Raw genomic sequence first — 12,505 nt, 5'->3', positions numbered from 1 at the left:
GCCACCCCGGTCGGGGGTAGCGGCCCTCGTTCATGCCACTGACGTCACGTCGACGCATCGGCTGCTCGGCGAGCACCCGGTACGCACCGGGCGTTTAGAGGTCGAAGTACAGCTCGAACTCGTGCGGGTGCGGGCGCAGCTGGATCGGGGCGATCTCGTGGGTGCGCTTGTAGTCGATCCACGTCTCGATCAGGTCGGTGGTGAAGACACCGCCGGCCTGGAGGTACTCGTTGTCCTGCTCCAGCGCCTCGAGGACGGCCGGCAGCGAGGTCGGGACCTGCTGGACGTTGGCGTGCTCCTCCGGAGCCAGCTCGTACAGGTCCTTGTCGATCGGCTCGGCCGGCTCGATCTTGTTCTTCACGCCGTCGAGGCCGGCCATCAGCAGCGCCGCGAACGCGAGGTACGGGTTCGAGGACGGGTCCGGGGCGCGGAACTCGACGCGCTTGGCCTTCGGGTTCGAGCCGGTGATCGGGATGCGCATCGCGGCGGAGCGGTTGCGCTGCGAGTACACCATGTTCACCGGGGCCTCGAAGCCGGGCACCAGGCGGTGGTAGGAGTTCACCGTCGGGTTGGTGAAGGCCAGCAGCGACGGGGCGTGCTTGAGGATGCCGCCGATGTAGTAGCGGGCCATGTCCGACAGGCCGGCGTAACCCTGCTCGTCGTAGAAGAGCGGCACGCCGCCCTGCCACAGCGACTGGTGCACGTGCATGCCCGAGCCGTTGTCGCCGAAGATCGGCTTCGGCATGAAGGTCGCGGTCTTGCCGTTGCGCCAGGCGACGTTCTTCACGATGTACTTGAAGAGCATCAGGTCGTCGGCCGCGGCGAGCAGCGTGTTGAACTTGTAGTTGATCTCGGCCTGGCCGGCGGTGCCGACCTCGTGGTGCTGGCGCTCGACCTGGAGGCCGTTCTTGTCCAGCTCCAGGGAGATCTCGGCACGCAGGTCGGCGAAGTGGTCGACCGGCGGGGTCGGGAAGTAGCCGCCCTTGTAACGGACCTTGTACCCGCGGTTGTTCTCGACCGCACCGGTGTTCCAGGCGCCGGCCTCGGAGTCGATGTGGTAGAAGCTCTCGTTCGCCGACGTCTGGAAGCGGACGTTGTCGAAGACGTAGAACTCCGCCTCGGGACCGAAGTAGGCGGTGTCGGCGAAGCCGGTGGAGGCGAGGTACGCCTCGGCCTTCTTGGCCACGTTCCGCGGGTCACGGCTGTACTGCTCGCCGGTGATCGGGTCGTGGATGAAGAAGTTGATGTTGACCGTCTTGTCGCGGCGGAAGGGGTCCACCCGGGCGGTCGACAGGTCGGCGCGGAGCGCCATGTCGGACTCGTGGATGGCCTGGAAGCCGCGGATCGACGAACCGTCGAAGGCGAGTTCCTCGGCCGGGTCGAAGCTCGCTGCCGGGATGGTGAAGTGCTGCATCACACCGGGCAGGTCGCAGAAGCGGACGTCGATGAACTTCACGTCGTTGTCCGCGACGTACTTCTGCACTTCGTCGGCGTTCTGGAACATCCAACTCCTCCTACTCCCGGCCCGGAGGGGCTGGGGTTGTAGCTCGTGTGTGTCGCCAGTGCGGTGGCGCACGTTGAGGGCGACCTTAGGCAGACGGGATTTCCCCAGCATGACCCATTTGTTTCGCCCAAGTTAACCGGGCGCGCGGTGGGGGACACCCCAACGCCCCATCCCGTGCCCCGGGCACCAGGAAGCAAACCCGGTCGCAGTACCGTGGTCGGGTGGACAACAGGCAAGCAATCGGATCGTGGCTCTCCGGCCCCCAGGCCGCCGCCGAGGACATGGGCGTCGACTTCGGCCACCGGGGCAAGCGCCTCGGGCTGCCCGAGGAGGGCCCGGGGTCGGTCGCCCCGCTCGGCCGCCGCTTCGGCGCGATCTTCATCGACTGGGCGCTCTGCTTCTTGATCGCATACGGGCTCATCGCAGGCGGTGACCAACAGGCCGCCGGGAACTGGGCGTTGCTCGTCTTCCTGGTCCTGAGTTTCCTGACGGTGGGCACCCTCGGCTTCACCCCCGGCAAGCGCCTGCTGCGCCTGCGCCTCGTCTCCGAGGGCGGCGGGCGGCTCGGTATGGGGCGCGTACTCGTCCGGACCGTGCTGCTGCTCCTGGTGATCCCGGCCCTCATCTGGGACCGCGACGGACGCGGACTGCACGACCGGCTCTCCCGGTCCGTCCAGGTCCGCCTCTGACCCTCCCGGGCCCCCCGGACCCCTCCCGGCGCCCGCCGCGGCCCCGGCGTCCACGCCGGGCCGCCTCGGCCCTCCGAAGGGGTGGGCCGAGGCGTTCCGCCATCCGGACAACCGCATCCGTACCGTGACCCGGCCCGTTCACCATGTGGACGGGCCGCGCCCGTACGGTGCCATGGCCCCTGCGAACCCTCCGCGAGACCGGTCCGGACCGCCGCGCCGCACCCCCGCACCGGCCCGTCGCACCCGTCCGGGCACGCGAAGAGGGGCGGCCACGACCGTTCCGGTCGGGGCCGCCCCTCGGATGTGAGCGTGTGACGCATGACATGTGACGTGGGGGCGCGCAACCACGGGGAGCCGTGTGCCGCGCCCGCGCGGCGAGAGAAGCGAAGTGGAGCGGATGAGTCCCGAGAGGTGCCGGTCAGCGCATCTTTCCGCCGCGAGGCATCCGCATGCCCTTCGGCATGGGGCCCTTCGGCAGGGGCATGTTGCTCATCAGGTCCCCCATCGCCCGCAGCCGGTCGTTGGCCGCCGTGACCTGCGGGCCGCTGAGGATGCGCGGGTACTTCAGCATCTTCACGCGTACCTTCTTCAGCGGCACCTGGCCCTCGCCGTCGCCCACGATGATGTCGTGCACGGGGACGTCCACGACGATGCGCGCCATCCGCTTCTTCTCGGCGGCCAGCAGGCTCTTCACCCGGTTCGGGTTGCCCTCGGCCACCAGGACGATGCCGGCCTTGCCGACCGCGCGGTGGACGACGTCCTGGCTGCGGTTCATCGCGACCGCCGGAGTGGTGGTCCAGCCGCGTCCGATACGGTCCAGCACTGCTGCCGCGGCACCGGGCTGGCCCTCCATCTGGCCGAAGGCCGCAGCCTCCGCGCGCCGTCCGAAGATGACCAGCACCGCGATGACGGCCACGAAGAAGCCCAGGATGCCCAGGTAGACCGGGTGACCGATCGCGAAGCCGATCGCGAGGAGCACGCCGAAGATGACGATCCACAGTCCCGCGAGCACGAGACCGATCTTCGGGTCCGACCGTCGGGTCATCTTGTAGGTCAGGGCGATCTGCTTGAGCCGCCCCGCGTTCTCGGCGCTGTCCGCGCCTTCAGTGTTTGCCTTCCTCGCCATGTACAGAAGTTTACGTGGCCGAAGAACGGTGCTCCGCAACGGCCTCCAGTACGTGCTGGGCCTCGACCCGGTCCTTGGCGCGGCGGCGGTCCTCCAGGACCGCGGTCCAGGCGTTGCGGCGGGCCGTCCGCTGGCCGCCGCTCAGCAGCAGCGACTCGACGGCGCGGAGGGCGTGGGTGACGGTCGGAAGGGCGTGGGCACGTACCGGCGCGGCCTGCATGGCGGTGTTCCCTCTCGGGGCGGTCCGCGCGCTGCGCGGAACGGGGTGCGGGAAGCGGAGGGCGACAGCGGGTTCGGCCACTGAGGCCCGTGGAACCGGGGTCACTGCTCCGGAGCCGGACCAGGATCACTGCTCCGGGACCAGGGTCACCCCTTGGTGTTACCAGGGCATGACCAGGCGGTCAAACACCAATGAAACCTTGATGCGGCCCGTGCGCACGCCGGGGCGGCCCATACGCGTCCCCCCACCTGCGGGGAGCGTACGGGCCGCCTGCGACGGGCGATTACCACCCGGTAATGCCTTGTGCTCGGATTCACACGGCCGCGGTGCGCGCGACCGTTCCGGAGGCGGCCGCGTCGCGGGCCTCCATCGCCTGCTGGAAGAGGCGTCCGGCGCGGTACGAGGAGCGCACCAGCGGGCCCGACATCACGCCGGAGTACCCGATCGCGTCGGCCTCGTCCTTGAGCTCCACGAACTCCTGCGGCTTCACCCAGCGCTCGACGGGGTGGTGCCGTACGGAGGGCCGCAGGTACTGGGTGATGGTGATCAGCTCGCAGCCGGCGTCGTGCAGGTCCTGGAGCGCCTCGCTGACCTCTTCGCGGGTCTCGCCCATGCCGAGGATCAGGTTGGACTTGGTCACCAGACCGGCCTCCCGGGCCCGCGTGATGACCTCCAGCGAACGCTCGTACCGGAAGCCCGGGCGGATGCGCTTGAAGATGCGGGGGACCGTCTCCACGTTGTGGGCCAGCACCTCGGGGCGCGAGGAGAAGACCTCGGCCAGCTGTGCGGGCTCCGCGTTGAAGTCGGGGATCAGCAGCTCGACCTTGGTGCGGCCGGCCTCGCGTCCGTCCGTCAGCGCGTGGATCTGGCGGACGGTCTCCGCGTACAGCCACGCACCGCCGTCCTCCAGGTCGTCGCGGGCGACGCCGGTGATCGTGGCGTAGTTCAGGTCCATCGTGACGACGGACTCGCCGACCCGGCGGGGCTCGTCACGGTCCAGCGCCTGCGGCTTGCCCGTGTCGATCTGGCAGAAGTCGCAGCGCCGGGTGCACTGGTCGCCGCCGATGAGGAAGGTCGCCTCGCGGTCCTCCCAGCACTCGAAGATGTTGGGACAGCCCGCCTCCTGGCAGACCGTGTGCAGCCCCTCGCTCTTGACGAGCTTCTGCAGCTGGTTGTACTCGGGGCCCATCTTCGCCCGGGTTTTGATCCACTCGGGCTTGCGCTCGATGGGGGTCTGGCTGTTCCGGACCTCCAGGCGCAGCATCTTGCGCCCGTCGGGTGCGACAGCGGACACTCCGGCACTCCCCTTAGCTTTTACTGCATTGGATTCTTCGGCGAAGACCAGGGTACGCCCGTCATTCGCACGGTCTTACGTCCGGCCAACCTGTGGCCGACGGGGGCTATTCCCCGTACGGCCCACACCGCGGGGCCGAGGACACCCGAGAGGGCCCGTACGGCACCCCGGGGCCGTCGGCGGTCAGGCGCTCGCGGGAGCGGGCGCCACCTCGCGGGGCGCGAGCTCGGCGTTCTCCAGGACGTCGCGCAGGTGCTTCTCCACGACCGGGAGCACGTCCGCGATGGTGAGGTCGCGCCCCAGCTCGTACGCGAGCGAGGTGACGCCCGCGTCGCGGATGCCGCACGGCACGATCCGGTCGAAGGAGGTGTTGTCGGGGTTCACGTTCAGCGCGAAGCCGTGCATCGTGACGCCCTTGGCGACCCGGATGCCGATGGCGGCCAGCTTGCGGTCCTCACGGCGCTGCCCGGCGTTGGAGGGCGCGTACTCGGGGCCGTCGAGCCGAGGGTCGAACTCCTCGTCGGTCAGCCGGGGGTCGAAGTCCAGCGACAGGCCGCCGATCGACGGCCGCTGCTCGACCGGATCGCCCAGCACCCAGACCCCGCTGCGGCCCTCGACCCGGCTGGTCGCCACGCCGAACTCGGCGGCGGCGCGGATCAGCGCCTCCTCCAGTCGGCGCACGTGGGCGACGACGTCGACCGGGCGGGGCAGCTTCTGGATCGGGTAGCCGACGAGCTGACCCGGACCGTGCCAGGTGATCTTGCCGCCGCGGTCCACGTCGACGACGGGGGTGCCGTCCAGGGGCCGCTCGCCGTCGGTGGTGCGCCGGCCCGCCGTGTAGACGGACCTGTGCTCCAGCAGCAGGCAGGTGTCGGGGACGGTGTCCTCGAACCGGGCGGCGTGCAGCTCGCGCTGCTTCTGCCAGGCCTCCTGGTACTCGACGGCTTCCGTGCCGAACCCCAGCCGGACGAAACGCAGCTCGCTCACGGCGATGCCTCCCTACTCGTGGTGACGCCGGTCCGGAGGGGTGCCTCCGCCCGTCGTCACCGTGCACTGATCGCGCCCGAATCACTGTACGACCGTCCGGGGCCGGGCGGTCCGGCAGGTCATTCCGTCAGCGTGACCGCCACTCCTCACACGATCGGATGAACATGGAGCGAACCCGGCCGGTGCCGCTCCGAGGGCCGCTAAATTCACGCCGTTCCCCAAGGGCTGCCACGCCCGGCCCAGGCAAGGCAGGAGACCGCACCGCAGATGTCGGAACGACCCCCGCAGCGCACCCCGCACCCCCCGAACCGCAGACTCGCCGCACTCATCGCGGAGGCCGGCTTCTCCCACGCGGGCCTGGCCCGCCGGGTGGACCAGCTGGGGCTGGAGCACGGCCTCGACCTGCGGTACGACAAGACCTCGGTGACCCGCTGGCTGCGCGGCCAGCAGCCGCGGGGGACGACACCCGCACTGATCGCCGAGGTCTTCACCCGGCGCCTCGGGCGCCGGCTCACCGCCCAGGACCTCGGGCTGGACGCGTGCGCGCCCGTCTACGCGGGCCTGGAGTTCGCGGCGACCCCGGCCGAGGCCGTCGACATCGTCAGCGGACTCTGGCGCAAGGACTCCGGCAACCAGGCGGACCTGCGCAAGATCGCCTTCACCCCGGCCGGGCTGGTGGTGCCGAGCCGGGACTGGCTGATCGGCCAGGCCGACGAGTCCGTCTCCCGGGGCGAGCTCCCGGCACCCGCCACGGGAGTCGCCGCGGTTCAGGGGCCCGCAGCCGAGGGCGCCCGGGGCGGGCCCGGCGCCACCACCGGCCCCGGCCCGCTCGGCGACGCGCGCCCAGCCACCCGCACGAACACCCCGCACGGCCCGGGCGGCCCCGGCACTCCGGCCACGGGAGCCTGGATCGGCGGTCAGCGCTCCGCCCCCGGGCCGGGCGGCGCCCCGGACGGCAGCACGTACACGGGCCCCGCCGGGACTCCCGGAACCCCGCGCCCCGCGGTGCCGCGCCAGCGGCAGACCGAGCGGGGGCCCGGGCAGCGCGTCGGCGACGGCGACGTGGCGGCGCTGCGCTCGGTCGGCGAACTCTTCCGCTCGCTCGACCACGCCTACGGCGGCGGGCACGCCCGCCAGGCGCTGATCCGCTACCTGGAGCACGAGGCCGAGCCCATGCTCCGGGGCAGCTACACCGAGACGACCGGCCGCCGGCTCTTCGCGGCTGCGGCCGACCTGACCCGGCTCGCCGGGTGGACCTCGTACGACATCGCCGCGCACGGGCTGGCGCAGCGGTACTTCGTCCAGGCCCTGCGGCTCGCCCAGGCCGCCGGGGACCGCGCCTACGGGAGCTACGTGCTGATCACCATGAGCCGGCAGGCGGTCTACCTCGGGCACGGCCGCGAGGCCGTCCAGCTCGCCCGGGTGGCTCAGCAGGGGGTGGGCCCCGCGGCGCCCGCAGCCGTCCAGGCGCTGCTGCACGCGGTCGAGGCGCGCGGGCACGGCGTGCTCGGGGACGCGAGGGCGTGCGCCGTCTCACTGGCGCGTGCGGAGCGCACCCTGGAGGCCGCGCGCCCCGGCGACGAGGCGCCGCACTGGGCCCGCCACTTCGACGAGGCCCAGCTCGCCGACGAGCTGGCGCACTGCCACCGGGACCTCCAGCAGTACCGGGCCGCCGCCCTGCACGCCGAACGCTCGCTCCAACTGCGCGCGCCCGCGTACGCCCGCAGCAGGCTCTTCTGCCGGGTGGTCCTCGCCTCGGCCCGGCTCGGCCTCGGTGAACTCGACCAAGCCTGCCTGCTGGGCGCCGAGGCGGCCCAGCAGGCCCGCGAGATGCGCTCGGTCCGGGCGACGGAGTACGTGCGCGAGTTCGAGCGCAAGCTCGAGCCCTATCGCGACGCGGCGGCGGTACGCGGGTACCGCGAGCAGATCGCGGCCCTCGGCTGACAGCCCTCAGGTGCTCAGGCGGCCCCCGACAGCGTCGCCCCCGGCTCCGGCACGTACCCCGGGCCCGCCCCGAGATCGGCCAGGATCGCCTCCGCCGCGCGCCGCCCGGAGTGCAGGGCGCCCCGCAGGGTGCTGGTGTCCCGGTGGTCGCCGCACACGTACAGCCCGGCGAGCACCCGGACGGGGCGGCTCGGGTCGTGCGGCGGGGTCATCACCGGCACCGCCTCGGCGGTGTGATGGGTGGCCAGCAGCTCCCAGTCGTCCGTGGGCGTCCCGTACAGGGCCGCGAGGTGGCCGCGCACCGCACGGTCGAGGCCGGGCGGAGGGGTGCCGAGCACCGCGGAGGTGATGAGCGCGCGGCCCTGCGGCGCGCGGCTGGGGTCGATCTCGCTCATCACCGCCGAGTACGCGACCGGACCCGCCCCGCCCGCCTCCAGCACCAGTGAGGCGCCCGTGCCGGGAGGGGCGGGCGCGGTGTGGTGAAGCACCGTCACCGGATGGAAGCCGGGCACCCGCAGGCCGGGCAGCAGCTCGGCGGCGGCCCCCGCGCCGGTCGCCACCAGCAGTGATCGGCAGCTCAGTTCGCCGTGCTCCTTGGTGGTCACGGACGTGGTGTCGGCGGCCGTCACCTGGACGTCCGTCCGCACGGTGTCCGGCGGCAGGGTGGACGCCAGCAGCTCGGGCAGCGCCGCCGAACCGCCCTCGGGCACCCGGAGCGTGCCGCGCGCCCAGTCGCGCAGGACGAGTTCGGCGACCCGGCTCGACACCCGCAGCTCCGGATCGCTGAGCAGGGCGGCGAGCAGCGGGCGGAGGAAGCCGTCGACGGTACGGGCCGGCAGCCCGCGCGCCGTGAGCGCCGACTCCGCCGACCGGTCCGGCTTGGCCATGATGCGGGCGGTGGAGGTGGCGGAGAGCCGGGCCAGCGCCGAGCCGAGCCGGGCCCGGTCCAGGGCCTCGCCCACCGCACCGCCCCGGCCGGAGGCGGCGGCCCGGTCGGTGCCGACGGGGGCGCTCGAACGGGCGCGCACGGGCATGAATGCGCCCCTGGTGCTTCGTATGCCACCGGCGCGGTAGTGGCGACCGGAGTTGTGGACCACGACCGCCGGATCGAATTCGCGGAGCACCAGGCTCGACAGCCCCGGTACGTCCCCGAGTTCCTCCGGCACGCTGCTGAGCAGCGGACCGAGACGGTCGAGCCGGAACCCGTCCACCTCGTCCGTGGCCAGTCTGCCGCCGATGCGCGGTGTTGCCTCCAGGACGCTGACGCTCACCCCCGCCCGTACGAGAAGGTGGGCGGCTGACAAGCCGGCTGTACCGGCTCCGATGATGACCACGTCCGCGTGGTGTGCCGGGTTACGCACATGCCCTCCCCGAGTCGTGCGAGCGGTGGGAGGCTCATGCCCCCAACCGGCTACCGGAATGCCCGAGTTCGCCAAAGAGGCTAGGAGGATGGCCGATACCTGGACAGTGGCCCGTAAGCGGGCACCGGTGCACGGGGGTCGCACGCGCCCCTCCGGACGGGACGCCGGACGGTGTCGGTCAGCCGAGGGCCGCGCGGACGGCGCTGTCGACGCCGGGGAAGGCGAAGGTGAAGCCCGAGTCCAGCAGCTTGCGCGGGATCACCCGCTGGCTGCCCAGCACGTCCTCGGCGAAGTCGCCCAGCGCCAGGCGGAGCGCCGGGGCGGGTGCCGTGAAGAAGGTGGGCCGGTGCAGGACCCGGCCCATCGCCGCCGTCACCTCGGCGTTGGTGACCGGTTCGGGCGCTGTGAGGTTCACCGGCCCGGACAGGGACTCCGTGTCGAGCAGATGGCGCAGCGCGGCGACGTGGTCGTGCAGGGCGATGAAGCTCCAGTACTGGCGGCCGTTGCCGAGCCGCCCTCCGAGCCCGGCCTTGAACAGCGGGAAGAGCTTGCCCCAGGCGCCGCCGCCCGAGGCGACGACCAGCCCGGTGCGCGTGTGCACGGTCCGGATGCCGGCCTCCTCGGCGGGTGCCGTGGCGGCCTCCCACTCCTCGCACACCGAGGGCAGGAAACCCTCGCCGGGCGGGGCGCCTTCGTCGACAGCGCGGTCACCGGTGTCGCCGTAGTAGCCGATCGCGGAACCCGAGAGCAGGACCCTGGGCGGGGCGTCCAGCGAGGCCAGGGCCTCCGCGATCGCGGCGGTGCCCAGCACCCGGCTGTCCCGGATCTCCTTCTTGTACGCCTCGGTCCACCGGTGGTCGCCGACCCCGGCACCCGCCATGTGCACGACCGCGTCGCAGCCGACCAGCCCCGCCGCGTCGACGTATCCCCGGTGCGGGTCCCACTCGACCTCGTCGCCCGACTCCGCCGGGCGGCGCACCAGGCGGGCGACCTCGTGCCCGTCGGCCCGCAGCGAGCGCACGAGCGCGGCTCCGATGAGTCCGGTCGATCCGGTGACAGCGATGCGGGAGGGCTCCATGGGCCCATCCTGCCCCATGGATCACCCCGATCACCCCGGACACGGCATGGCACAGTGACGCCCATGCACAAGCTCCGCCTCCACGCGATACGCCCGGCGCTCCCCTCCGACGAGGGGGCACTCGCCGTGCTCGACCGGGAGACCTGGTCGACCCTGCACTCCGTGCAGCCCCGCCCGCAGCCGCCGTACCCGCCGTTCTTCGACGAGCGCCACCCGCCCCGCGACTTCCTCGTCGCCGAGACGGCGCCCGACGGCGGGCGGGCCGACGCCGATACGGATGCCACCGAGGCCCCGGGCATCGCCGGGTACATCCGCCTGGTCGCGCCCACCCCGCTCGCCTGCCACCAGCACGTCCGGCAGATCCAGGGCCTCTCCGTCGCCGCCACGGCGCGTGGTCTCGGCATCGGCCGGGCGCTGCTGCGCGCCGCGTTCACCGAGGCCAGGCGCCAGGGCGCCAACCGGATCACCCTGCGCGTCCTCGGCCACAACGGGCCGGCCCGCGCGCTCTACGCCTCCGAGGGGTTCGCCGTCGAGGGCGTGCTGCCCGGCGAGCTCTTCCTGGCGGGCGGATACGTCGACGACGTGCTGATGGGCCGGGCGCTCTGACGGCGGCGGGACCGCTCAGGCCGCCCCGAACCGCTCCCACAGCGCGGGCAGCCGGGCCGCCAGCACCTCGTCGTTCTCGAACGAGAAGGGCACACCGGCCGGTTCGCGGGCCTGCGGGGGCAGCCCCAAGTCGGGCGAGACGACCCCGGTGAGCTGCTCGTACGCCTCGTCGGCGGCGTAGCCCAGCTCCTCGCCGTCCCCGTCGACCTCCTCGTCGAAGTCGTCCAGGAGTTCGGCGAGGTCGTCCGGGTCCTGGAGCGCGCCTTCGAACACCTCCCGGCCCCGGCCGATCAGCCAGCAGCGGAAGTAGTCGAAGGCGTCGTCGCTCGCACCGCCGAGCAGCAGGGCGGCGGCGCCCCACAGGTCCCAGCGGTACGCGCGGTGGTAGCGGGCCTCGAAATGCCGGGCGAAGTCGAGCACGGTCTCGGGATCGAGCCGGACCAGCCGCTCCACGAGCAGCTCTGCGTGGTCCTCGGGGTCGCCCTCGGCGGCCTCGCGGGTGCTGTCGATGAGCTCCCAGAACTCCGTCTCGTCCATCACGGGTCCAGCATCGGCCGAGGCGGCGGCCCCCGCACGCGGAGCTGCCGGGCTTTCGTTCGGGTGGTGGTCGGCAAGCCCTCAGCCGTAGCGGCCGTGCATCCGCGCCGCCGTCTCGCGAAGGCGGGCGCGCAGCGCGGGCGGCGCCAGCACCTCGGCCTCCGCGCCCAGTGCCAGCAGCTGTTCGTACGCCACCTCGGGGGACTCCACCGGCAGGGTGAGTGTGCGCCACCCGTCGCCGTCGGGCGGCCCGGCGGCGGTCAGCGCCTCCTCGGCGGCGGCCCGGTCCACCAGGTGCCGGAGCCGCTCCGCGCCCGCCCCGGAGACCCGTACGGTCACCTCGGTACGGAGCAGGGAGCGGGCGAACCGCACGGACCGCCCGGCCCAGAACCCGGCCAGGTCGAAACCGGCGTCCCGCTCGAACCGTCCGCCCTCCGGCTCCGCCGCCACCTCCACCGAGACGAACCGGTCGACCCGGTACACCCGGAACCCGTCCCCGGCAGAGGGGGAGCCGTCCGGGGGCGCGACCCGGGCGCAGAGGTACCAGACGCCGGCCTTCAGCACGAGCCCGTAGGGCAGCAGCACCCGGTCCGCCTCGGTGTCGTCCCGGCGGTAGCGGGCCTTGACCGTGAGGTCGTCGCGGACGGCCTTGGCCAGGACGGGCAGCAGCGCCGGGGCCACCGGGTCCTGGAACCAGCCCGGAGCGTCCAGGTGGAAGCGCCGGGCCACCGTGTCCGGGGCGTCCCGCAGCGACGGCGTCAGGGCGGCTGCCACCTTGAGCCGGGCGGCGGACGCGGCGTCCGTCAGACCCAGGTCGCGCAGCGCGGTGGGCAGCCCGGAGAGGAAGAGCGCCTCGGCCTCGCCCCGGGCGAGGCCGGTGAGGCGGGTGCGGTAGCCGTCGACGAGGTGGTAGCCGCCGGTCCGGCCGCGCTCCGCGTACACCGGGACGCCCGCCTCACCGAGCGCCCGCGCGTCCCGCAGCACGGTCCGCTCCGACACTTCCAGCTCCGCCGCCAGCTCGGCCGCGGTCATCCCGGGCCGGGACTGGAGGAGCAGCACCATGGTGATCAGTCGGGCGGCGCGCATGGGCCCATTCTCGCCGAGGGCGTGCCGTGCGGGCCATGCCGGAAAACGCCGTGGCCCCTCCGGTGTCCGGAGG

The 12,505-nt window shown here is 72.9% G+C and carries 12 protein-coding genes; 3 read left to right on the top strand and 9 right to left on the bottom strand.

What is annotated here, in order from left to right; all coding sequences use genetic code 11:
- Positions 1–94: 94 nt before the first annotated feature.
- Positions 95–1,504, bottom strand: a complete 1,410-nt coding sequence (gene glnA / locus ACFWEP_RS22910; RefSeq protein WP_275494565.1) for a type I glutamate--ammonia ligase — start codon at positions 1,502–1,504, stop codon at positions 95–97.
- A gap of 221 nt (positions 1,505–1,725) precedes the next feature.
- Here glnA and ACFWEP_RS22905 point away from each other — a divergent pair, with 221 nt between their 5' ends.
- Positions 1,726–2,193 (top strand): RDD family protein, encoded by a 468-nt coding sequence (locus ACFWEP_RS22905; RefSeq protein WP_387372349.1) that lies wholly within the window; start codon positions 1,726–1,728, stop codon positions 2,191–2,193.
- 418 nt (positions 2,194–2,611) lie between these two features.
- Here the strand turns inward: ACFWEP_RS22905 and ACFWEP_RS22900 are convergent, their stop codons facing one another.
- The 4 genes from ACFWEP_RS22900 to lipB all read right to left on the bottom strand — a co-directional run bounded on the left by ACFWEP_RS22900 (position 2,612) and on the right by lipB (position 5,820).
- On the bottom strand, positions 2,612–3,319 hold the full coding sequence (locus tag ACFWEP_RS22900; RefSeq protein ID WP_387372347.1) for a DUF4191 domain-containing protein: 708 nt from the start codon (positions 3,317–3,319) through the stop codon (positions 2,612–2,614).
- 10 nt (positions 3,320–3,329) lie between these two features.
- On the bottom strand, positions 3,330–3,539 hold the full coding sequence (locus ACFWEP_RS22895; RefSeq protein WP_328722109.1) for a hypothetical protein: 210 nt from the start codon (positions 3,537–3,539) through the stop codon (positions 3,330–3,332).
- Positions 3,540–3,852: 313 nt separating this feature from the next.
- Positions 3,853–4,833 (bottom strand): lipoyl synthase, encoded by a 981-nt coding sequence (lipA, locus tag ACFWEP_RS22890; protein ID WP_387372344.1) that lies wholly within the window; start codon positions 4,831–4,833, stop codon positions 3,853–3,855.
- Positions 4,834–5,016: 183 nt separating this feature from the next.
- The gene (gene lipB, locus ACFWEP_RS22885; RefSeq protein WP_387372342.1) at positions 5,017–5,820 is read right to left on the bottom strand and encodes a lipoyl(octanoyl) transferase LipB; all 804 of its coding nucleotides are present in this window, start codon (positions 5,818–5,820) and stop codon (positions 5,017–5,019) included.
- Positions 5,821–6,087: 267 nt separating this feature from the next.
- Between lipB and ACFWEP_RS22880 the strand changes: the two genes are divergently transcribed.
- Positions 6,088–7,764, top strand: a complete 1,677-nt coding sequence (locus ACFWEP_RS22880) for a regulator (protein WP_387372340.1) — start codon at positions 6,088–6,090, stop codon at positions 7,762–7,764.
- A 14-nt stretch (positions 7,765–7,778) separates the two neighbouring features.
- Here the strand turns inward: ACFWEP_RS22880 and ACFWEP_RS22875 are convergent, their stop codons facing one another.
- Together ACFWEP_RS22875 and ACFWEP_RS22870 are read right to left on the bottom strand one after the other, a co-directional pair.
- Positions 7,779–9,125: an NAD(P)/FAD-dependent oxidoreductase gene (locus ACFWEP_RS22875; protein ID WP_387372338.1), complete on the bottom strand. Its 1,347-nt coding sequence runs from the start codon at positions 9,123–9,125 to the stop codon at positions 7,779–7,781.
- Between the two features lie 178 nt (positions 9,126–9,303).
- Positions 9,304–10,203, bottom strand: a complete 900-nt coding sequence (locus ACFWEP_RS22870) for a TIGR01777 family oxidoreductase (protein WP_387372335.1) — start codon at positions 10,201–10,203, stop codon at positions 9,304–9,306.
- A gap of 63 nt (positions 10,204–10,266) precedes the next feature.
- Between ACFWEP_RS22870 and ACFWEP_RS22865 the strand changes: the two genes are divergently transcribed.
- Positions 10,267–10,809: a GNAT family N-acetyltransferase gene (locus ACFWEP_RS22865; RefSeq protein WP_387372333.1), complete on the top strand. Its 543-nt coding sequence runs from the start codon at positions 10,267–10,269 to the stop codon at positions 10,807–10,809.
- A gap of 15 nt (positions 10,810–10,824) precedes the next feature.
- Here the strand turns inward: ACFWEP_RS22865 and ACFWEP_RS22860 are convergent, their stop codons facing one another.
- Positions 10,825–11,346, bottom strand: coding sequence for a DUF4240 domain-containing protein (locus tag ACFWEP_RS22860; protein ID WP_387372352.1), 522 nt, complete (start codon positions 11,344–11,346; stop codon positions 10,825–10,827).
- An 81-nt stretch (positions 11,347–11,427) separates the two neighbouring features.
- Positions 11,428–12,432, bottom strand: coding sequence for a helix-turn-helix transcriptional regulator (locus ACFWEP_RS22855; protein WP_387372330.1), 1,005 nt, complete (start codon positions 12,430–12,432; stop codon positions 11,428–11,430).
- Positions 12,433–12,505: the final 73 nt, after the last annotated feature.

This window comes from Streptomyces sp. NPDC060198 (assembly GCF_042728415.1).
Lineage (GTDB): Bacteria > Actinomycetota > Actinomycetes > Streptomycetales > Streptomycetaceae > Streptomyces.
The sequence above is the reverse complement of the archived record's forward strand: the minus strand, read 5'-3'. Positions and strand labels throughout refer to the sequence as shown.